The sequence below is a fragment of the Nonomuraea guangzhouensis genome (assembly GCF_019396345.1).
In the GTDB taxonomy this organism is placed as follows: Bacteria; Actinomycetota; Actinomycetes; order Streptosporangiales; family Streptosporangiaceae; genus Nonomuraea; species Nonomuraea guangzhouensis.
In genome coordinates this window covers 169,139-191,791 of record NZ_JAHKRM010000008.1, presented here as the reverse complement: position 1 = coordinate 191,791, position 22,653 = coordinate 169,139, and the positions used below count along the sequence as shown (strand labels likewise).

Here is a 22,653-nt window from a genome sequence, read left to right as displayed (position 1 = left end):
GTGACCGTCATGACCGCGATTCTGCCCGCCCCTGTGGTGCTCGAGAACGACGTCGTCCGCCTTGAGCCGCTCACCATGGAGCACATCCCCGACCTGTTCCGCGCCGGAGGCGGGGACGAGGAGGTCTGGCGCTGGCTGCCCGTCCCGCCGCCACGTACCGAGCAGGAGCTGGCGGAGATCGCCCGCGGCCTCCTCTCGGACGACAGGCACGTCGCTTTCGCGGTCGTGCAGAAGTCGTCGGGGCGGGCCGTCGGCTGGACGACGTACATCGACGTGCCGGGGTTCGAGATGAGCGTCGAGATCGGCTGGACCTGGTACGGCCGGGCGGTCTGGCGTACGGCGGTCAACACCTCCTGCAAGCTGTTGCTTATCGACCACGCCTTCGACAAGCTGGGCTACAACCGCGTCATGCTCAAGACCGACGTGCTGAACGAGCGGTCGCAGAACGCCATCAAGCGCATCGGTGGGGTGCACGAGGGCACACTGCGGCGCCAGCGCAGGAGGCCGGACGGCACCTGGCGCGACACGGTCTATTTCGGCATCCTCGAAGAGGAGTGGCCACACCACCGCGCTCGCCTGAACCGTTAGCCGAAGGGGCCGCATGACTGACCGGCTGGGGGGCTACTGGTTAGGCTCCCGGCTCGGCGGCGCCGTCCATGACGCTTACGACGAGTCGGGCACTCGGTATGCGCTCACCCTCCTCCCCTCGCGGCCGTCGTTCCAGGTCAAGGCCGCCATGCAGGTGCGGTCGCGGTCCGTCGCGCGGGTGGTGGACGTCTGTCTCGACGGGCAGGTGCCGTATCTGGTCAGCGAGTACGTCCCCGGGCCGACGCTGGGTGAGGTGGTCGGGCGGCGTGGGCCGTACGAAGGGGATGATCTGTACCTGCTGGCGGCGGCCACGGCCACTGGGCTGGCGGCGATCCATGAGGCTGGGGCGGTGCACGGGGGGCTCACGCCGGACCGGGTCGTGCTGGGGGTTGAGGGGCCGCGGCTGGTCGGGCTCGGCCTCGGGGGTGATGGGAGCGGGCCGCCGGGGGATGTGCGGGACTGGGGCAGGCTGCTGGTGTTCGCGGCATGCGGCCCGTCCGGGCTGGACCGATTACCTGATCAGCCCGATCGGCTGCTGAACCGGCTTGATCGGGCGCTTCGGGAGCTCGTGCTGGCGGCGCTCCGCCGGGACCCGGATCGGCGGCCGAGCGCGCATCAGCTGCTGCTGTCCCTGCTCGACGTGCCGCAGTCCCAGCAGGGGCGTCTGCTTCCGCCGGAGCCGGTGGACGACCCGCCGCTGGGCGCGCGGGCGGAGAGCCTCTATCTCCAGCTCAGCCGGGCGGACCAGGACGTGGTGCCGGAGGTGTTCCTGCGCCTGGTGGGGATGGACCCCGACGGCACCGACACCCGCCGTGGCGCCATCCGTACCGAGCTGGTCACCGGCCGTCCTCCGGAACAGGCCGCCCTGGACCGCGTCCTCAAGGCGTACACCGAGGCGGGCCTGATCACACAGACCCACGACCCGAACTCCTCCGCCACGAACTCCCCCACCGCGAACTCCCCCACCGCGAACTCCCCCGCCGCGCCGAACCACAGCCCCAGCACGCCCGCTCCCCACCCGAGCCTGGCCGCGCAGAGCTCATCTGGCCTCCACCCCAGCTTGGCCGCGCCGAGCCACGCCCCGAGCTCCCCCGGCCCTCGCGCGACCTCCGCCGCGCAGAACCCTGTGCCGGAGCCGGCCGACCCGGGCGACGGCGTGATCATCACCCATGCGGCGCTCCTGCGGGCCTGGCCGCGCCTGCACGAGTGGCTCGACGCCGAACGCGACGGCCTCGCCGTACACCGGGACCTGACCAGGGCGGCGCGGCGGTGGGAGGCGGGCGGGCGGCGGGAGACCGACCTGTTCCAGGAGGACGAGCTGGACAGGGCGCTGGCGTGGGCGGCGAGCGGGCGGCGGCGGGTGACGTTGAGCGCCGCCGAGCAGGCGTTCCTGGACGGGGGGCGCGCGCTGGTGCGCGGCCGGGCCCGCGGCCGGCGCCGGGCCATGATGGTCCTGGCCTCGGTGACACTGGTCGCGGTCTTGGCGGCGATCGTCGTCGCCGTCTGGCAGAACGGCACGGCCGACGGACGGCTCGACCAGGCCATGGCGAGGGTGGCGGCGTCCAGGGCGCGGGCGCTCCGGGCGGCCGACCCCGTGACGGCGCGCAGGCTGAGCCTGGCCGCGTGGCGCCTGGCTCCGGTCGCGGAGGCCCGTGCCGCGCTGGCGGACTCGGCGGCCGATCCGGCGGTGGACGTGTTCGCCGCTCCGTACGGTGGCGCGCGTTCGCTCGACGCGCTCAGCGACGACGGCACCCGGCTGGCCGCGCTGACCGACGGGACACTCCGGGTGTACGACACCATCTCCGGCAGGCAACTGGCCACGACCGCCGGTCCTGACCAGAGCGTACGGGCGATGGCCTGGTCCCCCGACGGCCGGACGCTGGCGCTCGTCGGCGTCGACCGGTCGTACCTGTGGGACACGACCTCGGGCGCGGGCGTGGGACCGCCCTTCGGGCGGGGGCTGGGCGCGCCGGGGCAGCAGTCGGCCTGGTTCAGTCCGGGGGGCGGGCTGCTGTTCGCCGCGGCCCGCCAGTCGGGCGAGCGCTGGGCCTGGAACCTGCGGACCGGCCGGGCCGCGTTCGTCGGCCAGTATGTGGTGGTGGGGCCGCGGGACAGGGTGGCGCTGGTGTTCGCGGGGACGCGTTCGGAGGTCGTACGCCTGTCCACGGGCGTCCGCACCCCGGCGCCGTGGCTGGACAGGATGCCGTGGGAGTACGCGGTGTTCAGCCCCGAGGGCGAGCGGGTGGCGATCGCCGAGGAGACCGGGGTGCAGGTCTACGCGCTGAACGGCGTACCCGTGCTCCCCGTGCGGCTCCGGCCGTCACCCGGTCACCTGCGCTTCAGTACCGACGGTCAACTGCTGGCCAGCACGGACACCGACCGCGTGCGGGTCTGGCGCGTCGCGGACGGCACCCGCCTCACGGACCGCCAGGTGCCGGCCACCGGCACCGACCGCCCCGCCCAGGCCGCCCTGGCCCCGGACGGGCGCTGGCTCCGCGTACTGGCCGACCACGGCACGGTCCTCACCATCGACCTCGCCCACGCGACCCCACCACCCGATCCGGCCCGCGCGGCGGCGTCGATCTGCGGCCGGTACGGCGGGCTGTCACAGCCCGACTGGAACCAGTACCTGTCCGAGGTGCCGTATCGACCGGTGTGCTGAGCTCGCGGGTCCTGTGAAGCGGGGACACACCCACCACCGCACAGGTTCCACGAAACATTGATCAGCCCATCACGTCGCAAGTCCCGCGAAACGCACGGCCCATCACCTTGGAAGTCTCGCGCAACACGCTGACACGCCCACCGCCTCGCAAATACCGCTAAGCGCACGGGCAGGCCCAGAACCTCGCAAAGTACCGCAAAGCACACGGACAGGCCCAGCACCTCGCAAACACCGCACAAACCCGAACACAGACGCCCCGCCACAGCCGCCCGATGGCGCCACCTCAGACGCCCGCCCCCAGCATCCCCCGCAGGAACTCCCGTACGGCCTCCCGCAAATCGTCGAGGGAGGGCGCATCACCTGCCCCCGCGATCGAATCGAACATGATGCCCTCGCCGAACGCCACCAACTGCCGCCCATGCCGCACCGGATCCGGCGACCCGACCGCGGCCAGGAACCCAACGACAGGGTCACGGAAGCGCCGCCCCGCCGCGTCGTAGATCTTGCGCAACTCGGGCCGCCTGGTCGCCTCCAGCGCCAGCTCGTACCGGGCCAGAGTGCGCCTACGATCGGCAAGCTGAACGTGCAGCGCCTCAGCCACCAACCCCGGCAAATCGGACTCCAGAATCGCTTCAGCCGCCCCGTCATACGGACCGGACTCCGCAAGCGAACCAGCCGCCCCACCCGACGAACCAGACTCCCGGAACGCGTCCGACGACCGTCCCCAGGCGTTCGAGCCCTGAAACGCCTCGGACGACCGGGCCGAGGCGGTCGAACCCTGGAACGCCTCGGACGGACGGGCCGGGGCGGTTGAGCCCTGGAACGCCTCGGACGGACGGGCCGGGGCGGTTGAGCCCTGGAACGCGTCGGACGACCGGGTCGGGGCGGTTGGGCCCTGGAAACGATAGACCGAGGCCAAGGCCTGTTCTTCCAGGTCCGTGAGGCGGGAAAGCGTCAGTTCCAGGAGGGCCGCGCGGGTGCGGGCCAGGTTGGAGGTCGATCCGGGCGGGAGATCGGCGGCCTCGTCGACGGCTCGGTGGGTGAGCCCGCGCATGCCACGCTCCGCCAGCAGGGTGATTGCCGCGTCCGCGACGACCTCAGAGCGCTTCACGAACGCCAAGACTACACCGGTAGTGCCACCGAACTACAGACGTAGTATGGTGAAACTACAGGCGTAGTTGGGGAGGCGGGCATGGCCAGAGCCGTGGTGATCGGTGGCGGCATCGGCGGGCTGACCGCGGGGATCGCGTTACGTCGCAAGGGCTGGGACGTGCTCGTGCTCGAACGCGCGCCCAAGCTGGAGCCGGTCGGGTCCGGCGTGGCCGTCGCCGCCAACGCGTTGAAGGCACTCGACGTGATCGGCCTGGGCGACCGCGTGCGCAAGCTGTCCAGGATCCAGGGTCAGGTCGGCGTACGACATCAGAACGGGCGCTGGCTGACGCATACCACCGAGGACAAGGCTCAGAAGCTGTACGGCGACTCGGTCGTCATCCTGCTCCGTGCCGACCTCGTGGAGGTGCTCGTGGAGGCTCTGGGCCACGAACACCTGCGCTTGAACACCACCGTCACCAGCGTGGACGCCGACAGGGGCATCGTCCGTACGGGCGATGGTGACATGGAGGCCGATCTGATCGTGGCCGCCGACGGCATCCACTCGGCGACGCGCGCCGCGCTGTTCCCTGACCATCCCGGTCCGGTGTATTCGGGGGTCACCGCCTGGCGGGGGCTGGTGCCCGCGCTCGACCGGGAGATTCAGAGCACGGAGACGTGGGGCAAGGGCCTGTTGTTCGGGGCTCATCAGATGACGGACGAACTCGTCTACTACTACGCGACGGACCTGTCACCCGCCGGAGCCGTACACGCGGACGAGCGCGAGGAGTTGTCGCGCAGGTTCGGGGGCTGGCACGATCCGATCCCCGCGTTGATCCGCGCGTCGGACAACGCGCGGATCCTCCGCAACGACCTCTACTACTTCGACACCCCGCTGCCCGCCATGCACCGAGGCCGGGTGGCGCTCATCGGGGACGCGGCCCACCCCATGACCCCGAACCTCGGCCAGGGCGCCTGCCAGGCCATCGAGGACGCCATCATCCTCGCCCTCGCCGCCAACGGGGAACTCACGGTCGGGGGCGAGCTCCGGGCCAGAGGTGATCTCCACGCGGGTACGGTCTCGGCAGGTGGCCGCCGCCTGAGTGGGGATCTCGCACGGCCCGCCCCCGAAGTCGCCACCGATTCCCCTTCCCTAGGGGACCGGCCAAGTGTCGGCCTCGCAGATGGGGACAGCCTCGGCGGCCGCATCAATGCGGCCCCAGACCTCCCCTACGGCAATCCGTCACGCGCGGACCCTCCAGCCAGGGACATCCCCAGCGACCGCATCAACGCGCACCGGAACCTCCCAGACGCGAGGCCCACAGACGAAAACCTGTCAGGCGCCGACCGCCCACACAGGGACAGCCGCAATGGGCACGTAGATGCGGATCCGGGCCTCCTAAGCGCGCGCCTAGGAGGCGGAAACCTGGCAAGTGGGGGTCCAGCAGCCGAGGGCTCAGCAGCCGGGGGTCCGGCGGATGCGGATCCGGCAGATGCGGGCCCAGCAGGTACGGACCCGGCAGATGCGGGCCCAGCAGGTACGGACCCGGCAGATGCGGGCCCAGCAGGTACGGACCCGGCAGATGCGGGCCCAGCAGTCAGGGGCCCAGCAGGTGCGTGGCTAGCGGGTGGGCGCGTCGACGTGAGAGACCGGCTTGCCGCTTATACCGCTGCGCGGCTGGAGCGGACCGCAGGCATTGTGCGCATGGCGATGACCCTCTGCAAGATGACCAAGCTGCGTAACCCGATGGCCGTCGCACTTCGGAACGCGGGAGTGGCGGTGGCCTCGCGGCTCACACCAGATCTGATGTTGCGGTCAATGAACGAGATTCTCGGGTGGCGTCCACCTGCACAGGATGTGAATGATCAGGGGACAACCGGCTGAGTGTGATCGTTCCGCCGATGGTCAGCGCCGCCGCCAGCACAGCGGGGATCGCGGTGGAGGGGTTGGTCGGGAGGGGTTCGCCGAGGAGGATCGCGCCGGCGAGTACCGAGGTGATCGGGTCCACGACCTGCACGCCCGCGTACGCGACGCCGAAGTAGCCCACCGCGTACGAGCGTTGCAGCAGCACGACCGCGCAGACCAGCAACACGGGCACGGCGAGTGTGAACCAGTGCAACAGCCGGCCCCAGTCCCCCTGCATGCCACCCCCGACCGCCCGGACGAACGTCGACACGCTCGCGGTCACGGCGCCGGCTCCCACGGACAGGATGAGGGCCTTGCCGGGTCCGCGCAGTCTGTTGGCGATCAGTTCGGCGGCGAGGACGATCACGCCGATCACGGCGATGAACCCGATCGCGGCCCCGTCGCCGAGCTTCGGTGTCACGTTGTGCGTCGGGAGCAGCACCATCAGCCAGAGCAGCCCGACCGCCACCGCGATGGAGCCAAGTATTTCCGCTTTGTACGGGCGGCGGCCGTACATCAGCGCGGCCAGCGGCACGGCGAACACCAGCGTGGCCACGCTGATCGGCTGTACGGCGACCAGCGGCGCGAAGCTCAGCGCCACGGCGTGCAGGCACGCGCCGGTGAAGCCGATGACGCCGCCGATCCACCAGCGAGGGCGCCTCACCAGTCTGAGGGAGGCGCCCTCCGCCACGGCTTCGAACTGTTGCAGCGCCGCACCGAACGCGTATCCGAGCGCCCCCGCCAGCGCGATCACGAGGCCGACCCAGGTCATCGTCGCCCACGCAGGGACATGGATCCTTCCAAGAGCATTGCACCAGCTTATGAGGGAAGCTAAGTGCTGCAATCATCCTTTAGGCCAAACATCCCTCTCATCACGGACGTACCTGCCGTACCGGTACGGTCCTCCGCAAGACGGGTCAGGACTGCTCAGGACAGACGCAGAACACGTGCCCCTCCGGATCCTGCAGCACGATCCAGCCGACCTTCTCCTCCGTCACGCCGGGCTGGAACGCCGGCTTCGTGGCCCCCAGCGCAATGTACTGCTCCACGGCCCGCTCCACGTCCGGCACCCGGAAGTCGAGGTGGAACTGCTTGTCCGCGCTGGGCCACTCCACCGGCTTGCGGTCAGGGACGCGGCCGAAGTAGATGTTCGTCGTACCGTCGCCCACGGCGGCGTACTCGTCCTCCGAGTACTGGATGTCCAGCCCGGTCACCTGGTGCCAGAACTCGGCCATCCTCTTGGGCTCCGCGCAGTCGATGGTGACGGCCAGGAGCTTCGCGTTCGTTGTCATGGTTCGAGGGTGACAGGCATACCTGCCACCCTCTGTCAGGTACGGCTAGCCGCGACGTGTGGCGGATGTCACCCGCTTGAGGATCCTGTCCCACTCCGTGCCGAACGGGTTGTCCTGCACCAGATAGGTCCAGGTCGCGGTGGGGCGCTTGAGGTCGGGCTCCGGCGCCTCGAACGACTCCATCGAGCGGCGTTCGACCTCCGTCAGCAGCGCCTTGTACTCCGCCACGGCCTCCCGATGGAACTCGTCGATCGGGCTCATCCGGCCGAGCGCCCGCAGGTGGATGCCTTCGCGCAGGTCGGTCAGGAACGCCAGGTGCTCGGTCCAGCAGCGGTCGATCGCGTGCAGCACGATCTGCCTGGCCGTCTCGTCGCGGGTGTCCTCCGGCAGCGCCTCCCAGCGTTCGGGGTCGGCCTCAGCCAGCGCCTTGGCCGCCGAGTCGCTGTGCAGGACCTTGTCGCGCCACTCCAGGATGAGCTCGCGCTGGTGCTCCAGCAGCCGGGTGTAGCGCCAGGTGTTGCGGTGGATCTCCAGGTTCACGCCCTCGGCGACCCGCTGGGCGTGGCCCACGAGGTAGGCGCCGCGGCGGTGGCGTACCAGGCCGTCGGCGTCGGCCGCGGGCGGCCGCTCGTCGGGGACGAACTGGGTGATGAGATCATCCTTCATGCTGACGAAGAACACCGAACCGCCGGGATCGCCTTGACGGCCCGCGCGCCCGCGCAACTGGTCGTCGAGGCGGCTGCTCGCGTGGCGGCCCGAGCCGATCACGTACAGGCCGCCCAGTTCGGCGACGCCCTCGCCGAGGCGGATGTCGGTGCCGCGGCCCGCCATCTGCGTGGAGACGGTGATGGCGTCGCGCTCGCCGGCCTTGGCGATGATCGCGGCCTCTTCGGCGTCGTTCTTGGCGTTGAGTACGACGGGCTCCATGCCGCGCCGCTGCAGGAGCTTGGCCAGGTTCTCCGACTCGGCCACGTCGAGCGTGCCGATGAGGATGGGCCGGCCGGTGGCGTGCGCCTCCTGGATCTCCTCGACCAGCGCCGCGTCCTTGTCCGGAACGGTCGGATAGATACGGTCCGGCGCGTCCTCCCGGACACACGGCCGGTTGGGCGGGATCACCGCGACCTTGAGGCCGTAGAACTCGCCGAGCTGCTCGCTGACCGCCACCGCCGTGCCGGTCATACCGGAAATCTGCGGATAACGCTTGATCAGGCCCTGGACGGTGATCGAGTCGAGGATCTCGCCCTTCTCGCTGGGCGGCAGCGTCTCCTTGGCCTCCACGGCCGCCTGCAGGCCGTCGGGCCAGCGCTGGAGCACGGCCACCCGGCCGCGCGACGGGTTGATCAACTGGACCTTGCCGTCGCGCACGATGTAGTCGACGTCGCGGGTGAGCAGGGCGTGGGCGTGCAGGGCCAGGTTCAGCTCGATCAGCGTGCCGGGCTCGTTCTCGTCGTACAGCTCGACATCCAGCATGCCCTCGACGCTGTCGGCGCCCTTGGTCGTCAGGTAGACGTTACGCGCCTGGTCGTCGATCTCGTAGTGGTAGCCCCGGATCAGCTGCCTGACCAGCGCCGCCATCTCGGGCACGGCGCTGCCCTCGTCGGCCGCCCCCGCCATGACCAGCGGCACCCGTGCCTCGTCCACGAGCACCGAGTCGGCCTCGTCGACCAGCGCCACCTCGGGCGCGGGCACGATGATCTCCGCCGCGTCGGTACGCAGCCGGTCGCGCAGCACGTCGAAGCCCATCTCGCTGACGGGTCCGTACGTGACGTCCTTCGCATAGGCCGCGCGCCGCTCGTCGGGTGTGGAGTTCTGGTCGATCCAGCCCACCGTGACACCCATCGCCTCGTAGAACGGCGCCATCCACTCGGCGTCGCGCCTGGCCAGGTAGTCGTTGACGGACATCACGTGCACCCGCTTGCCCTGCAGCGCGTACCCGGCCGCGGCCATCGCCCCCGACAGCGTCTTTCCCTCACCGGTCGCCATCTCGGCGATCTGCCCGTCGAGGAGGGCGAGCGTGCCCAGAAGCTGCACGTCGTACGGCCTGAGCCCGAGCGTCCTGTCGGCGGCCTCCCGCGCTACCGCACAGAACTCGGCCAGATCATCCATTTTCGGCTGGGGCAGCTCCTCGAGCGCACCGATGCGTTCGGCCCGTCCGGCCGCCGCCTTGACGATCTTTTTGTACGGGCCGAGATTCACCCCGCCCGGACGATCCAGGAGGTTTCTCACTATTCCGGAAATCGACGCCACAATCCCTCCAACGCATGCTTTGTCAGCGCCGTTCCCATTTAGTGTCAAGTGTGCTCAATCGGGGAGCGGAGCGACGGTACGGCAAGCATCGCCGTACCGGACCCTAACTCATAGGACGACCGCAATCGTCACCCCGCTCCGCGACCGCTAATCCTTATCGGTCATACGCCCTGCTTGTACGGCCAGCACCACCACGGCCGCCAGCAACAACGCGCACCCGCACCATGCCAGGAGCGCGAGACGCTCGCCGAACACCACCACCCCGAGCACCGCCGCGCCGACGGCTTCGCCGAGCGAGATGATCGAGACCGTGGTGGCGTTGAGCGCGGTCAGGGCTCGGAAGAACAGCGCGTAGGCGAGTGCGGTCGGCACCGCGCCGAGATAGAGCAGCAGTGCGACCGGGGTCACCCCGGCTGCCGGCAGCACCCCGCCGGCCAAGGCGAACGGAGCGAGGCAGGCGGCCGCGACGGCGAACCCGCCCATGGCCGTACGCCGGGGGTCGTCGTGATGGCGGCGCGAGTAGAGGGTCACGGCGGCGTACCCGGCGGCTGACACCAGCGCCAGCGCGATCCCGGCCGGCCGCCCGCCACCGACGTTCCCGGTGTCCCCGGCGGAGATGGCGCTCTCGCCGGTGAGAAGGAACAGACCGCCCAGCGCCGTCGCCAGCGCGGCGAGGGCGGCGCGGCCCAGGTGCTCCCGCAGGAGAAACCGGCTTCCCAGAGCGGTGAACACGGGCGTGGCACCCATCGTGACCACCGTGGCGATGGCGACACCGGACTGCGCGATCGCGCCGAAGTAGGCGGTCTGATAGATGGCCATCCCGACACCGACGACCAGGACCCGCCGGTTGACCCGACCCTGCAGGGAACCTCGCCATCCGCCGACCCGGCCCGGCAGAGAACCCCGCCCTCCGCCAACCCGGCCCGGCAGAGAACTCGGACGCCACCACGCGCCCACAGCACTCGGCAGAGAACCCTGACACTGCCCCCCGCCGACGCCACTCGGCAGAGAACGCCGACGCCCCCACCCGCCGACATCACCCGACCGGACGACGTCCGACGTAAGGCCGTTAGTGGCTGCCGTGGACTGGATGGTGGCGGACGTGATGGGGGCAGCGACCGCCCTCAGGCGGGTGATAACCGACCTCAGGCGGGAAACTGCCGCCGCCCAGCGGGTGATGGCCGACCCAGGGCCGGCCGTGGCCGACCCAGGACGGGCGGCGGGTGACGTCGGGCGGGTGAGTGCCGACCTCAGGCAGGCGGCGGCGTACAGGAAGGCGGCGCCCAGGAGGTAGCGCCAGAACGAGACGTCGACCGGGTCGAGCCCGCCCGACTGGAAGAGCAGGGACCCGGCGGCACCGCCGGTGCCCCAGGCGGTCGCGGCGACGGACACGTAGAAGGTGCCCCGCCGCGCGGAGACGTGCGACATGACTGATCTCTCCGGATGGAGTGGTGGGAAAGGGCCCGGTAGGCGGGCAGCAGCCACTCCCAGACCTGGTCAGATCCGGAAAAATCGGGAAAAGCCGCCCGCTACTTGGCGGGCGGAGGGGAACAGATCAGTCGATGCGGCACGACGACCACCCTAGCGCCGACGAACCACCCAATTCACCCACGTTTCCAGCAACAAGGAACTCAGGCCGGTTTGCGCGCCACGCCCCCCAGCAAAAGCGCTTCCCACGTGGCCAACGGCCCAGGCAACCGCTCGTCAGGCCGCCACTCCGGAAAGTGCACCACCCCGGGCTCCTCCAGCACCAGCCCGTCGAAGAAGCGCTCGATCTCCGCCCGCGGCCGGAAGTGCCCCGTCCCCATCGTCACGTGCAGCATGGCCTCCAGCGCCTGCGCCTGCGGGCTGACCGAGGCCAGCATGTTGGAGGCCGCCAGGTAACTCCCGGGCGGCAGCGCGGCCATGTAGCGCTTGACCAGCCCGTGCGGGTCTTCCTTGTCGGAGAACAGGTGCAGCAGCCCGATCGCCATCAGCCCGACGGGCTGCGAGAAGTCGATGAGCCGCGCCACCCTCGGATGCCGCAGCACCGCCTCCGCGTCCCTGGCGTCCTCGGTGATGGCCAGCGCGTGCTCGTTGCCGTTCAGGATCGCCCGGGCGTGCGGCTCGACCATGGGATCGCAGTCGACGTACACCACCCGTACGTTGGGGTCGGCGAACTGGGCGACCTCGTGGGTGTTCTCGATCGTCGGCAGCCCGGCGCCCAGGTCGATGATCTGCCGGATCCCGGCCTCGCGGACCAGGAAGTCGACGACCCGGCCGATGAAGGCCCGGTTGCACCAGACGAGGTTGACCACTTCGGGCACGGCCTCTTTCAGGCGGCGGGCGATGGCCCGGTCCACGGCGAAGTTCTCGGTGCCGCCCAGGAGCGCGTCGTGCACGCGGGCGACACTCGCCGTGGTGCTGTCCACGCCGGGAGGCGCCCACTCGGACCCGAGACTCACCTGTCCCCCTTCTTCCGTGACGCGGATGTTATCCGCTACCTGGCCATTCCGAAACCTCTGACCAGCACCGCCGGCTGCCGCCGGGGAGCCATCACGCGCTTGAGCGCGGGCGCCAGCGGCCGTTCGACGAAACGGTGCACCGCGTACGCCGCCGCGCACATCACCGCGATGAGCCCGAAGAGCAGAACGTACTTGTCGACCGCCCCACCGATCCGCTCGAACACGATGAAACCGACGTGCGCGTGCAGCAGATACAGCGGGTACGTGAGCGCGCCCGCGGTCGCCAGCCACGGCATGGCCAGCGGCGCCGTCACCCGGAGCGCGACCAGCGTCATCACCGCGAAGAGCGCCATGACCACCAGGGCGATCACCACCGGGCTGTACTCGACCGAATAACGTTCCCCCACCGCCGTCGCGTAGCCGATGGCGCGGTAGACGGCGTTCCCCAGGCAGAGCGGCACCAGCACCAGCACCTGCTTGCTGGGCCCGAACTTGTACAGCATGAACAGCGCCATCCCCGCGATGAAGTAGTGCGCGAACTCCGACTGCACCACCAGGTCGATCATCGGCGGCAGCACCCCCGCCTCGACCGCGAGCGTCAGCCCCAGCCACGCCCACAGCCCCGCCAGCACTCTCCCCCGGGTCATCCCGATCCAGGCGAACACCAGGATGAGCAGGTAGAACCGCATCTCAGCCCAGAGCGTCCAGTAGACGACGTCGACGTTCGCCACGTCCGGCACCGCCTGGAACATCGTGAGGTTGGCCAGCACCTGCCCGAAGGAGACGGAGAAGACCCCCGCTCCCAGCGTTACGGTGACCAGCGTGGTGACGGCGATGCCCACCCAGTACGCCGGGTAGAGCCGGATCACCCTCGACACCGCGAACTCGCGCGGGGTCCTGCCCCAAGCGCTCATCAGCACCACGAATCCGCTGATCATGAAGAACAGGTCCACACCCAGGTAGCCGTACTTGGACCAGACGCTCTCGGCCTGGAAGACGACCGGGCTGTGACCACCGGCCCACCCCGAGAACGTGTAGTGGAAGAACACCACGCAGAGCGCCGCCAGCAACCGGAGCCCGTCGAGTTCGTACAGTCTGTTCCGCATGAATCCGTCCCCCTTCGTCATGAGGAGGGTGACGGAGCCGGCTTGACGCCCCATTGAAGGCCGCTATACGAGAGCGCGGTGTTTAGCGGAGACAGTGTTTAGCGGAGACAGGCGGGGTAGCGGAATGCCTGCCCGAGAAAGACGAAAGACCGAGAGAGGATGAGCCATGGAGCTCTGGGACTATCAGTCTGATGTCTACAACCGCGGCCAGGCCCTGGACCTCGTGGGTTACCACGTGCAGGCGACGGACGGGAAGATCGGGTCCGTCGATGAGGCCACGTACGAGGTCGGCGAGAGCTACATCATCGTCGACACCGGACCGTGGATCTTCGGCAAGAAGGTCATGCTCCCCGCGAAGGTCGTCACACGTATCGACCCGCAGGAGCGCAACGTCCACGTCTCGCGTACCAAGGCCGAGATCAAGGACGCGCCCGAGTTCGACGAGGGCAGATTCAAGGAGCCCGAGTACAGGACGCGGCTGGGTGACTACTACGGCCGCTTCCCGCACTAAGCTCCCCGCACGAATCGAGAGCCGCGTCCCGACCGGGGCGCGGCTCTCGGCGTACGAAGCAGGGAACGGGGATCAGGGCCAGTGCGGGTCGCCGTCGGCCCGCACCGGTGCCTCCAGTACGGCCAGGCGTTCGAGCAGCGTGAGGAACGTGGTGGCGTACGGCGATCCGGCCACCACCGCGGCCACCCTGGGCCAGTTGACCTGCTCGCGCAGGGCCCGCACCTGGGGCAGCAGCGCTCCGTAGTCGCAGGCGTGCTCCGACAGCGGCAGCAGCCAGGAGATCACCAGGTCGGTCGCCTCCAGCACCGGCACGATGACCGCCGACGCCGTCATCGGCTCGGCCCGGTCGAGCAGTTCGTCAGTGATCGGCTGGTCGGACACCCGGAAGATCAGATCGACCAGCCGGTCCTCGTCGTACGCCTTGACCAGCCAGTCCTCGGGCGGTTTGGCGGTGGTGAAGCCGATCCCCCGCAGAGCCTCGAGCGCGGCCGGCACATCGTGCTCGGTCAACACGAAGTCGACGTCGTGCAACGAGGGAGCCGCGCCTCTCGCGTAGGCGGCGCACCCGCCCGCCAGGGCGAACTTCACCCCGGCATCCTTCAATCCAGAGCTCGCACGCTTGAGTGTGTCGAGGATGGCATCGGTGACCGCATGACTATGGCTGCCCATGTGCTCTGGCTACCCGCACGATCGCCGAGTAGACCCAGTGGCCGAGAGTAGAGCCTGCCTGCTGCGCGCCCCCTTCGCCCGCTACGAGGGCGTGAGCGGGCCCGCCGAGCTGGATGAGACGCCCCGCAACACGATCGGCGAGCTCATCAAGGCCACCGATTAGCGAAATAAGGCTATAGACCCCTTCTAACCTGGCGTTTCACTGGAAGGCACGTTAAAGGCCGATCGCTGAGGGCAGAGGCGGCTCATGGCTACTTTGCTCTGGATCATCGCCGTAATACTCGTCATCTCCGGGATCTACGTGATCCTGGCCCGGCGCGACCTCCTCTGGGGAATCGTCCTCATCGTTCTCGGCTTCCTGGTGGGTCCCGGTGGGGTCAGCATCTTCAATGTGTAAGGGGCCAGACGCCCCGATTCACCGTCCCCTCCACTGGGCCGGTCTCCGAGTTCGGCCCAGTGGACCGTCTACTTTTTGCTGAAATATCGCAACGTATGCACCTCTTTCCCGTCCTCTGGTAGGGAATGGGAAGGATGTGAGCAATTACCCGCCGTTCGGCGGCCGCTATGACTGTGGCGCGGCGGCCGCCGGGATTCGCGAGCTGCTGACGCGGTTGCGTCGCCGGATGCGCAACGAGGCGATCGTCGACGAGGCAACGGCCCGGCTGGCGACCCGGCTGAACATCAGGCCCGCGGAAGCGGCCGACCAGCTCTCCCACATGGCCCAGGACAGCGGGCTCGCGCTGGTCGAGATCGCCAGGGGGATCGACAAGCCGCCCGATCGGGCGATCGAGCCGCCGGTGCTGCCCGACTGGATCACCGGGGTCCTGGAAACCGTGCACATCTCGGCGTGTTTCCTCACGCCCGTCCGCGACGCCGCGGGCCGCGTCGTGGACTTCCTGATCGCGGCGGCCAACCAGCACGCCGGTGACGTGGCCGGGCGGACGGCCGCGGAGCTGCGCGGACGCCGCCTCATCGAGACCAGCCCCGGCGCGGCCGGCTCGGGGCTGTTCGACGACTTCCTGAACGCCTTCGAGACCGGTGAGACGCTGTACCGGGGCTCGCTCGAGTTCGTCGAGGTGCGGCACCATCAGCTCTGGCCGGCCACGATGAGCGTCCGCGCGGTACGCATCGAGGGCGGGCTGCTGGTCACCTGGTCCGCGCTCGACGACGAGGAAGTGCTGGTCGCCGGCTGGGAGCGGGCGCAACGACTGGCCGAGCTGGGCTGGGGCGAGTGGAACCTGGCCACCCAGCAGACGCTGTGGACGCCGCAGATGTACGAGATGTTCGGCAGGGAGCGCGGCGAGGGGCCGATGCCCCTTGAGGACCTGCCTCTCGTGGTGGTGCCGGACGACCTGCCCGTCGTGGACGACCAGTTGCGCACGCTCCTGGAGCACAGCGAGGCGGTCGAGACCGAGTTCCGCATCCAGCACCGGCACGGGCTGCGGCATCTCAGCGTGGTCAGTGAGCCGGTGCTCGACACCGAGGGGCTGCCCGTCAAGGTGCGCTTCCTCGTCCAGGACGTGACCAAGAACCGGCGCAGGGAGCGGGCCCTGGCCGTGGCCCACGCGCAGGCCTCCCTGCAGCGGGAGCGGGCCGAGGAGGAGCACCGCGTCGCCGTGCAGCTCCAGAACACGATCCTGCCGGTACGCCGGGGACTGATGCAGCTGCCCGGCCTGTCCATCGGGGTGCGCTACCTGCCCAGCGAGGAGCTGGCCCGGCTGGGCGGCGACTGGTTCAAGGCCCGTCCCATTCCCAACGGCCGGGTGCTGCTGGGCATCGGCGACGCCATGGGCCACGGGCTGGCCGCGGCGGCCCTGATGCTGCAGATGCGCTCGGCACTGGCCGGCCTGGCCTACACGCAGGCGCCCGCCAACCAGATCGCCACCTGGCTGAACGACCTGCTCGTCCACTCCAACAACGGCGTGACCGTGACCGGCACCGCGATCGTCGGCCACTTCGACCCCGCGGACCGCACGCTGACCTGGACGAACGCCGGCCATCCGCCGCCGCTCCTGATCAGGCACGGCCGGGCCGAGCTGCTCGAAGGCGTGCCCGGCACCATGCTGGGCGCCTTCGAGAAAGCCGAGTACGGCCTGGCGACGACGCAACTGGAAGCCGACGACGTCCTGGTGCTCTACACCGACGGCGTCATCGAACGGCGTGGCCAGGACCTCGACGCCGGGATCACCGCCCTAGCCCAGGCCGCGGGCCAGTGCGGCTGCGCCGACCCGGAGAAGGTGATCGACTGCGTGCTGGCCCACCTGGACGGCCGGGGCACCGACGACGACGTCTGCATCGCCGCCGCCCGGGTCCTGTAGCCGATCAGTCGCAGTCGTCGATGCAGTAGACGCCGTAGGCTCTGCCGAGCACCGGCAGGGCCACGTTGCGTACCCTGATCCCGCCCGGCGTCATGCCCTTCTCGGTGCCCTTGTGCGCGTGCCCGTGCAGGAACAGGTCGGCCCCGGCGGTGTCGACGGCCTCGGCCAGCAGGTAGCTGCCGAGAAACGGGTAGATCTCGGGCGGCTCACCCTCCAGCGTCTCCTTGACCGGCGAGTAGTGCGACAGCACCACGCGGTGGTCGGCCTGGACCTCCTTCAGCGCCACCTTCCACGCCTCGGCGATGTAGCGGGTGTGCGCCACGAAGTTCTTGATCTCCCGCTCGCCGAACTCGCTCGCGCTCTTGCCCGCGAACCCGCCGCCGAAGCCCTTGCCGCCGACCACGCCCAGCTTCGTCTCGCCGCACTGGAGCACGGCGCCGTCGTCGTCGAGCACGGTGATCCCGGCGTCGCGCAACTCCCCGGCGATCTCGTACTGCAGGTCGGAGTGGTAGTCGTGGTTGCCGAGCACGGCCACGACGGTCACCGGCAGGTCGCGGAACTCGTCGGCCACCACCCGGCCCTCCTCCAGCGTGCCGTGGCGGGTCAGGTCGCCCGCCAGCATCAGCACGTCGGCGCGCTCCTCGATGCCCTCCAGGTGTTTCCGGTATCGGCCCTTCAGGTCCTCGCCCAGGTGGATGTCGCCTACTGCCGCTATGCGGAGGTCAGTCAAGGTGCTCATCCTCTCCGGGCTCGGTGATGTCGACGACCCTGATCTCGTTGTGCAGGTGGAGGGCCGGCGCGGTCTCGTGGGCCACCGCCCCGAGCCGCTCACGCTGTTCGGCCCCTTCCACCTGGCCGCGCAGGAACAGCTGATCGCCTCTGATGTCGACGCGGATGCCGAGCTCGTGCGTGCGCGCGTCCTCCGCCAGCGCTCGCTGGACCCTGGCCGCGACGTACTGCGGAGCTTCCATCGCAGATTCCTCCTTCTCCGAGGCCGCTACCCGGGGCGTTAAGTGGCAAACGGCGAGGGCAGGTGAGCGGCATGCCAGAGAACACCAACGACGATTGGGAAGAGAGCCGGGACGAGCGATCCCACGCGATGGTTCCCGCGACACCGCGCGATGTGGCGCACATCATGGTGGGCTCCTTCATCCTGGTGTTCCTGTTCGCGTTCGCCGTGCTCGGCCTCGTCGCCAGAGCTCCGGTGATGACCGGCATCGCCGTCGTGGCGGCGATCGCCGTGGTCATCGACATCGTGCTGGCCATCCGACGGCAGCGCCGCGGCAGATCAGAAGAGGCGGGTTGACCCTCATGGCGCCACAGAGTGCCGAGAATCTCATGACAAAGACGGACATCACCGACGACCTGCGCGGACGCGTGGTCGTGGTGACGGGCGCGAGCGGCGGGGTGGGCCGCGCGGTGGTACGCGAGCTCGGCGCGAAGGGCGCCAAGGTCGCGCTGATCGCCCGCGGGACGACCGGCCTGGGCGCCGCGGCCGTGGACGTCGGCGCCGCCGACGGGAGCGGGCAGGTCTATGAGGCGGACGTGGCCGACTATGACCAGGTACGGCAGGCGGGCGAACGCGTCGAGGCGGAGATCGGCCCGATCGACGTGTGGATCAACGTGGCGTTCTCCTCGGTGTTCGCCCGGTTCGCCGACATCTCCCCCGAGGAGTTCGAGCGGACGACTCAGGTCACCTACCTCGGCTACGTCTGGGGCACCAAAGTGGCCCTTGAGCTGATGCGTCCCCGCAACCGGGGCGTCATCGTACAGACCGGCTCGGCCCTGTCGTATCGGGCGATCCCTCTGCAGTCCGCGTACTGCGGGGCCAAGCACGCGATCAAGGGCTTCTCCGAGTCGGTGCGCGTCGAGCTCATGGCGGACCACAGCAACATCAAGATCACCATGGTGCAGCTGCCCGCGGTGAACACTCCCCAGTTCGACTGGGTGCTCAGCAAGCTGCGCCGCCACCCGCAGCCGGTCCCGCCGATCTACCAGCCCGAGGTGGCGGCCCACGGCATCGTGTACGCCGCCGAGCACCCGGAACGCAAGGAGTACTGGGTCGGCGTCACGACCGCGGCCACCCTGCTCGCGCAGCGGATCGCGCCCGCCCTGGTGGACCGCTATCTGGCGCGGACCGGCGTGGAATCCCAGCAGACGGACGAGAAGCCGCGCAGCGGTGTGGCCAACCTCTGGGAACCCGCGGACGAAGACCTTGACTACGGCGCGCACGGCGGCTTCGACCAGCGCTCGAAGACCCACAGCCCGCAGCTGTGGATGTCGCAGCACCGGCGCCTGGTGCTGCTCGGCCTGGCCGCCGCCGCGACGGCGACCGGCCTCGCGGCCTTCTTCCGCCGGGCCAAGACCTGAGGAAGCCTCGGGCCGGTCAGCGTTAAGCACCCCAGAAGGGGTAGGCGGCGGGGCAACTACGAGGAGGACCTGATGTCCGAACGCGATCTGCGTTTCCTGTCCGAACTCGCCGCCCAGCTACGTGTGGACTCCGTACGCAGCTCGGCCGCCGCCGGGTCCGGCCACCCGACCTCGTCGATGTCGGCGGCCGACCTGATGGCCGTCCTGTTCGCCTGCCATCTGCGCTATGACTTCCAGGCTCCGGACAACCCCGGCAACGACCACCTGATCTTCTCCAAGGGTCACGCCTCGCCGCTGCTCTACTCGCTGTACAAGGCCGCGGGCGCGATCAGCGACGAGGAGCTGCTGTCGTTCAGGAAGCGGGGCAGCCGGCTGGAGGGCCACCCGACGCCCGACCTGCCGTGGGTGGACGTGGCCACAGGCTCGCTCGGCCAAGGGCTGCCCGTCGGGGTCGGGGTGGCGACGGCCGGTCGGCTGGAGCGCCTGCCGTACCGGGTGTGGGTGCTCTGCGGGGACAGCGAGCTGGCCGAGGGGTCCATCTGGGAAGCCGCCGAGCACGCGGGGGTCGAGGGGCTGGCCAACCTGACACTGATCGTGGACATCAACCGGCTGGGTCAGCACGGCCCCACCAGGCACGGCTGGGACACCGGCGCGTACGCCCGCAGGTTCGGCGCGTTCGGCTGGCACACGATCGAGATCGACGGCCACGACCCGGGGCAGATCGACTTCGCCATGAACGACGCCTGCAACACACGCAGACGGCCGACCGCGATCCTCGCCAAGACCCGCAAGGGCGAGGGCGTCCTGGAGGTGGAGAACCGCGAGGGCGCCCACGGCAAGCCGCTCAAGGACCCGGACAAGGCCATCAGCGAGCTGGGCGGCGCGCGGGACCTGCGGGTCGAGGTGCTCCCGCCCGAGCCCACCGGCGAGCCGTTCCGCTTCCACGACGGCGAGCTGACGCTGCCCGCGTACAAGGTCGGTGACAAGGTGGCCACCCGGACCGGGTTCGGCGCGGCGCTGGTCGCCGTGGGCGCGGCCCGCGGCGAGGTGGTCGTGGTCGACGGCGAGGTGGCCGACTCCACCAAGGCCGAGGCGTTCGCCAAGGAGTTCCCCGAGCGCTTCGTCGAGTGTTACATCGCCGAGCAGCAGCTGGTCGCGATGGCGGTCGGCCTCCAGGTACGGGGCTGGATCCCCTACGGCGCCACGTTCGCGGCCTTCTTCACCAGGGCGTACGACTTCATCAGGATGGCCGGGGTGAGCCGGGCGTCGATCAGGCTGGTCGGCTCGCACGCCGGCGTGTCGATCGGCGAGGACGGCCCCTCGCAGATGGGGCTGGAGGACCTCGCCATGATGCGCACGGTCTACGGCAGCACCGTGCTCTACCCCTGCGACGCCAACCAGACCGCCGCCCTGACCGCCGCGATGGCCGACATCTCCGGGGTGTCGTACCTGCGCACCACCCGTGGCGACACGCCGGTGATCTACCAGCCGGGCGAGCGCTTCCCTGTGGGCGGCTCGTCCGTGCTGCGGCAGTCGGCGGAGGACCGGGCCACGATCGTGGCGGCCGGGGTGACCGTGCACGAGGCGCTGGCCGCGGCCGACGAGCTGGGCCGGGAGGGCATCCAGGTGGGCGTGCTCGACATGTACTCGATCAAGCCGATCGACACGGCCGCGCTGACCGAGGCGGCCACCACCACGGGCACCCTCATCACGGTGGAGGACCACCGGCCGGAGGGCGGGCTGGGCGACGCCGTGCTCGACGCCGTCGGCGAGCTCGGGCCGCGTGTGGTGAAGCTGGCCGTCCGGGACCTGCCCGGGTCGGCGACACCGGAGGAACAGCTGGCAGACGCCCGCATAGACCGCCACGCGATAGCCGAGGCGGTCAAGCGGGTGCTGTGAAGGGTCGGGTCAGCCGCGGGCCTTGGCGGTGGCCCGGCGGTTGGCCTTCTTGATGGCGTCCACGAGCTCCTGCTTGGTCATCCTGGACCGGCCGCGCACGTCGAGCTTGGCGGCCACGCCCATCAGGTGCTCCTTGGTCGCGTTCGCGTTGACGCCCTCGGCCGTCCGGCCGGACCGGTCCGTGGCGCCCTTGTCGGACGGCCCCTTCTTCGACTTCGGCTCCCAGTGGTCGCCGACCTTCTCGAAGGTGTGCTTCAACGCGGAGAAGGCCGTCATGTGAGCGCGGCGGCCCTCCCCGTACGTCTGGACAGCGGAGTCATGCGCCTTCATCCACGTGTCCCGCGCCTTCTTCGGTGAACGGCGGATGGTCGACGGCAGCTCTTCGCTGGCTGGCATGTCGGTCACCTCCTACGACGGTGTCGTTATGGGGGTTTGTTACGGGGGTTCATCGCTCTACAGGGGCGGCTCGTCGTAGCGGCGGGCGCGCTCCTCGTACACCGTGGTCCGGCGAGCCTCGGGCTCGTCGTAGACCTCGTGACGGTGAACCGGCTCGTCGATCGGGGCCACGGCCCTGCGGGTCACGCTGATCCGGTAGATCCCGAACAGCAGCCCCACCACACCCCCGAGCATGAGGATGACGCCGACCACGTTGATGTCGAGCCCGGCCAGATCGAATTCGACGGCCCAGGTCAGGATCGCGCCGAGCATGATGAGGATGATGCTTCCGGCGATGGTCATGATTACCTCCTTGACGAGATGAACCTCTATCCCCAGGTCGGAAAACAAACCAGTCGTCAAGGCCAGGCTGTTGGAGTCCCCCAGGATGGCCATGAGTCGCCTGCTCAGCGGCCTGCTCGGCGCCCGCGCCGCGGAATTGGGTTTGCCGTGGGCTGATCAGGGTTGATAGTCAGAGGGAATGTTCGCTGACAAGCCCACCCTCCAGGGCGACCGAGTGACGCTGCGCCCGGTCGGCCCCGAATACGCCGACGACCTGTTCGAGCTGGTCACCGACCCCGAAGTACGGCGGCTGACCGGCTCGCACGGTGAGTTCGACCGGGAGGCCAGCCGCCACTGGTACGCGACGAGGAGTCAGCACGCCGACCGCCTCGATCTGGCGATCATCGCGAACGGCGCCTTCGTGGGCGAGATCGTGCTCAACGAGCTCGACGAGGGCAACCTCGCGTGCAGCATGCGCATCGCGCTGATCGGCGCCCGCGCGTTCGGCAGGGGCTACGGCACGGAGGCCATCGACCTGCTGCTCCGCCACGCCTTCACCACGACACGGCTGCACCGGATCGGCCTGGAGGTCTTCGCCTTCAACGACCGCGCCAGGCACGTCTACAAGAAGGCGGGATTCGTCGAGGAGGGCGTGCAGCGCGACGCGCTGCTCTGGGACGGCGAATGGCACGACGCCATCACCATGTCGGTGCTGCGACCTGAGTGGCGGCCACTACATGGAAGCCTGACATAATGATCATGACGCACGGGTCCTCCGTGGCGCGCGGGGGACCTGTGACGTCTTGCAACCAAATCACGATTTCGTGCATCTAAG

23 protein-coding genes are annotated in these 22,653 nt (G+C 69.6%); 11 read left to right on the top strand and 12 right to left on the bottom strand.

Annotated elements, in window-relative coordinates; all coding sequences use genetic code 11:
* Positions 1–9 precede the first annotated feature (9 nt).
* Together KME78_RS18075 and KME78_RS18070 are read left to right on the top strand one after the other, a co-directional pair.
* Complete coding sequence (locus KME78_RS18075; RefSeq protein WP_219530237.1) at positions 10–588, top strand: GNAT family N-acetyltransferase; 579 nt, start codon at positions 10–12, stop codon at positions 586–588.
* Positions 589–601: 13 nt separating this feature from the next.
* Positions 602–3,250 (top strand): nSTAND1 domain-containing NTPase, encoded by a 2,649-nt coding sequence (locus KME78_RS18070; protein WP_219530236.1) that lies wholly within the window; start codon positions 602–604, stop codon positions 3,248–3,250.
* A gap of 283 nt (positions 3,251–3,533) precedes the next feature.
* Here the strand turns inward: KME78_RS18070 and KME78_RS18065 are convergent, their stop codons facing one another.
* Positions 3,534–4,361: a TetR/AcrR family transcriptional regulator gene (locus KME78_RS18065; RefSeq protein WP_308127030.1), complete on the bottom strand. Its 828-nt coding sequence runs from the start codon at positions 4,359–4,361 to the stop codon at positions 3,534–3,536.
* An 81-nt stretch (positions 4,362–4,442) separates the two neighbouring features.
* Here KME78_RS18065 and KME78_RS18055 point away from each other — a divergent pair, with 81 nt between their 5' ends.
* Complete coding sequence (locus KME78_RS18055; protein ID WP_219530235.1) at positions 4,443–6,224, top strand: FAD-dependent monooxygenase; 1,782 nt, start codon at positions 4,443–4,445, stop codon at positions 6,222–6,224.
* On the opposite strand, the gene KME78_RS18050 is transcribed toward KME78_RS18055, so the two are convergent.
* The 6 genes from KME78_RS18050 to KME78_RS18025 form a co-directional block, all read right to left on the bottom strand.
* Positions 6,133–7,017, bottom strand: coding sequence for a DMT family transporter (locus KME78_RS18050; protein ID WP_219530234.1), 885 nt, complete (start codon positions 7,015–7,017; stop codon positions 6,133–6,135). The two genes, KME78_RS18055 and KME78_RS18050, sit on opposite strands and share 92 nt — an antisense overlap.
* A gap of 145 nt (positions 7,018–7,162) precedes the next feature.
* Positions 7,163–7,537: a VOC family protein gene (locus KME78_RS18045; protein WP_219530233.1), complete on the bottom strand. Its 375-nt coding sequence runs from the start codon at positions 7,535–7,537 to the stop codon at positions 7,163–7,165.
* 45 nt (positions 7,538–7,582) lie between these two features.
* Positions 7,583–9,775, bottom strand: a complete 2,193-nt coding sequence (gene secA2, locus KME78_RS18040) for an accessory Sec system translocase SecA2 (RefSeq protein WP_219530438.1) — start codon at positions 9,773–9,775, stop codon at positions 7,583–7,585.
* Between the two features lie 156 nt (positions 9,776–9,931).
* Positions 9,932–11,212, bottom strand: coding sequence for a DMT family transporter (locus KME78_RS64350; protein WP_246651288.1), 1,281 nt, complete (start codon positions 11,210–11,212; stop codon positions 9,932–9,934).
* 203 nt (positions 11,213–11,415) lie between these two features.
* The gene (locus tag KME78_RS18030) at positions 11,416–12,228 is read right to left on the bottom strand and encodes an SAM-dependent methyltransferase (protein WP_219530232.1); all 813 of its coding nucleotides are present in this window, start codon (positions 12,226–12,228) and stop codon (positions 11,416–11,418) included.
* A 35-nt stretch (positions 12,229–12,263) separates the two neighbouring features.
* Complete coding sequence (locus KME78_RS18025) at positions 12,264–13,334, bottom strand: acyltransferase family protein (protein ID WP_219530231.1); 1,071 nt, start codon at positions 13,332–13,334, stop codon at positions 12,264–12,266.
* Between the two features lie 166 nt (positions 13,335–13,500).
* Here KME78_RS18025 and KME78_RS18020 point away from each other — a divergent pair, with 166 nt between their 5' ends.
* A complete protein-coding gene (locus tag KME78_RS18020; RefSeq protein WP_219530230.1) occupies positions 13,501–13,845 on the top strand; it encodes a PRC-barrel domain containing protein in 345 nt (114 codons plus the stop codon).
* Positions 13,846–13,917: 72 nt separating this feature from the next.
* Here the strand turns inward: KME78_RS18020 and KME78_RS18015 are convergent, their stop codons facing one another.
* Positions 13,918–14,514, bottom strand: a complete 597-nt coding sequence (locus tag KME78_RS18015) for a nucleotidyltransferase (protein WP_219530229.1) — start codon at positions 14,512–14,514, stop codon at positions 13,918–13,920.
* Positions 14,515–14,551: 37 nt separating this feature from the next.
* Here KME78_RS18015 and KME78_RS66170 point away from each other — a divergent pair, with 37 nt between their 5' ends.
* From KME78_RS66170 to KME78_RS18005, 3 genes are all read left to right on the top strand, one after another.
* Positions 14,552–14,677, top strand: a complete 126-nt coding sequence (locus KME78_RS66170) for a hypothetical protein (protein ID WP_281428768.1) — start codon at positions 14,552–14,554, stop codon at positions 14,675–14,677.
* 84 nt (positions 14,678–14,761) lie between these two features.
* On the top strand, positions 14,762–14,911 hold the full coding sequence (locus KME78_RS18010) for a GPGG-motif small membrane protein (protein ID WP_165959640.1): 150 nt from the start codon (positions 14,762–14,764) through the stop codon (positions 14,909–14,911).
* Between the two features lie 136 nt (positions 14,912–15,047).
* A complete protein-coding gene (locus KME78_RS18005; protein ID WP_219530228.1) occupies positions 15,048–16,832 on the top strand; it encodes a SpoIIE family protein phosphatase in 1,785 nt (594 codons plus the stop codon).
* Between the two features lie 4 nt (positions 16,833–16,836).
* Here KME78_RS18005 and KME78_RS18000 read toward each other — a convergent pair whose 3' ends face one another.
* Together KME78_RS18000 and KME78_RS17995 are read right to left on the bottom strand one after the other, a co-directional pair.
* Entirely contained in the window at positions 16,837–17,562 is a 726-nt protein-coding gene (locus KME78_RS18000; protein ID WP_219530227.1) for a metallophosphoesterase family protein, read from the bottom strand.
* Complete coding sequence (locus tag KME78_RS17995) at positions 17,555–17,803, bottom strand: BON domain-containing protein (RefSeq protein ID WP_219530226.1); 249 nt, start codon at positions 17,801–17,803, stop codon at positions 17,555–17,557. The genes KME78_RS18000 and KME78_RS17995 overlap by 8 nt, the downstream gene beginning before the upstream one ends.
* 71 nt (positions 17,804–17,874) lie before the next feature.
* Between KME78_RS17995 and KME78_RS17990 the strand changes: the two genes are divergently transcribed.
* From KME78_RS17990 to KME78_RS17980, 3 genes are all read left to right on the top strand, one after another.
* Positions 17,875–18,138, top strand: coding sequence for a hypothetical protein (locus tag KME78_RS17990; protein WP_219530225.1), 264 nt, complete (start codon positions 17,875–17,877; stop codon positions 18,136–18,138).
* Between the two features lie 32 nt (positions 18,139–18,170).
* Positions 18,171–19,202 carry an SDR family oxidoreductase gene (locus KME78_RS17985; protein WP_219530224.1) on the top strand — a complete coding sequence of 344 codons (1,032 nt, stop codon included), beginning with the start codon at positions 18,171–18,173 and terminating at the stop codon, positions 19,200–19,202.
* A 72-nt stretch (positions 19,203–19,274) separates the two neighbouring features.
* Positions 19,275–21,101, top strand: a complete 1,827-nt coding sequence (locus KME78_RS17980) for a transketolase (protein WP_219530223.1) — start codon at positions 19,275–19,277, stop codon at positions 21,099–21,101.
* Between the two features lie 9 nt (positions 21,102–21,110).
* Here KME78_RS17980 and KME78_RS17975 read toward each other — a convergent pair whose 3' ends face one another.
* On the bottom strand, positions 21,111–21,497 hold the full coding sequence (locus KME78_RS17975) for a ChaB family protein (protein WP_219530222.1): 387 nt from the start codon (positions 21,495–21,497) through the stop codon (positions 21,111–21,113).
* A gap of 57 nt (positions 21,498–21,554) precedes the next feature.
* Positions 21,555–21,839: a hypothetical protein gene (locus tag KME78_RS17970; RefSeq protein WP_219530221.1), complete on the bottom strand. Its 285-nt coding sequence runs from the start codon at positions 21,837–21,839 to the stop codon at positions 21,555–21,557.
* Positions 21,840–22,017: 178 nt separating this feature from the next.
* Here KME78_RS17970 and KME78_RS17965 point away from each other — a divergent pair, with 178 nt between their 5' ends.
* Positions 22,018–22,572 carry a GNAT family N-acetyltransferase gene (locus KME78_RS17965; protein WP_219530220.1) on the top strand — a complete coding sequence of 185 codons (555 nt, stop codon included), beginning with the start codon at positions 22,018–22,020 and terminating at the stop codon, positions 22,570–22,572.
* Positions 22,573–22,653: the final 81 nt, after the last annotated feature.

Coding starts and splice junctions, on each gene's coding strand:
- KME78_RS18075 (WP_219530237.1), top strand. CDS start 10: ATGACCGCGATTCTGCCCGCCCCTGTGGTGCTCGAGAACGACGTCGTC.
- KME78_RS18070 (WP_219530236.1), top strand. CDS start 602: ATGACTGACCGGCTGGGGGGCTACTGGTTAGGCTCCCGGCTCGGCGGC.
- KME78_RS18055 (WP_219530235.1), top strand. CDS start 4,443: ATGGCCAGAGCCGTGGTGATCGGTGGCGGCATCGGCGGGCTGACCGCG.
- KME78_RS18050 (WP_219530234.1), bottom strand. CDS start 7,017: ATGACCTGGGTCGGCCTCGTGATCGCGCTGGCGGGGGCGCTCGGATAC.
- KME78_RS18045 (WP_219530233.1), bottom strand. CDS start 7,537: ATGACAACGAACGCGAAGCTCCTGGCCGTCACCATCGACTGCGCGGAG.
- KME78_RS64350 (WP_246651288.1), bottom strand. CDS start 11,212: ATGTCGCACGTCTCCGCGCGGCGGGGCACCTTCTACGTGTCCGTCGCC.
- KME78_RS18025 (WP_219530231.1), bottom strand. CDS start 13,334: ATGCGGAACAGACTGTACGAACTCGACGGGCTCCGGTTGCTGGCGGCG.
- KME78_RS18020 (WP_219530230.1), top strand. CDS start 13,501: ATGGAGCTCTGGGACTATCAGTCTGATGTCTACAACCGCGGCCAGGCC.
- KME78_RS18015 (WP_219530229.1), bottom strand. CDS start 14,514: ATGGGCAGCCATAGTCATGCGGTCACCGATGCCATCCTCGACACACTC.
- KME78_RS18010 (WP_165959640.1), top strand. CDS start 14,762: ATGGCTACTTTGCTCTGGATCATCGCCGTAATACTCGTCATCTCCGGG.
- KME78_RS17995 (WP_219530226.1), bottom strand. CDS start 17,803: ATGGAAGCTCCGCAGTACGTCGCGGCCAGGGTCCAGCGAGCGCTGGCG.
- KME78_RS17990 (WP_219530225.1), top strand. CDS start 17,875: ATGCCAGAGAACACCAACGACGATTGGGAAGAGAGCCGGGACGAGCGA.
- KME78_RS17985 (WP_219530224.1), top strand. CDS start 18,171: ATGACAAAGACGGACATCACCGACGACCTGCGCGGACGCGTGGTCGTG.
- KME78_RS17980 (WP_219530223.1), top strand. CDS start 19,275: ATGTCCGAACGCGATCTGCGTTTCCTGTCCGAACTCGCCGCCCAGCTA.
- KME78_RS17975 (WP_219530222.1), bottom strand. CDS start 21,497: ATGCCAGCCAGCGAAGAGCTGCCGTCGACCATCCGCCGTTCACCGAAG.
- KME78_RS17970 (WP_219530221.1), bottom strand. CDS start 21,839: ATGACCATCGCCGGAAGCATCATCCTCATCATGCTCGGCGCGATCCTG.
- KME78_RS17965 (WP_219530220.1), top strand. CDS start 22,018: ATGTTCGCTGACAAGCCCACCCTCCAGGGCGACCGAGTGACGCTGCGC.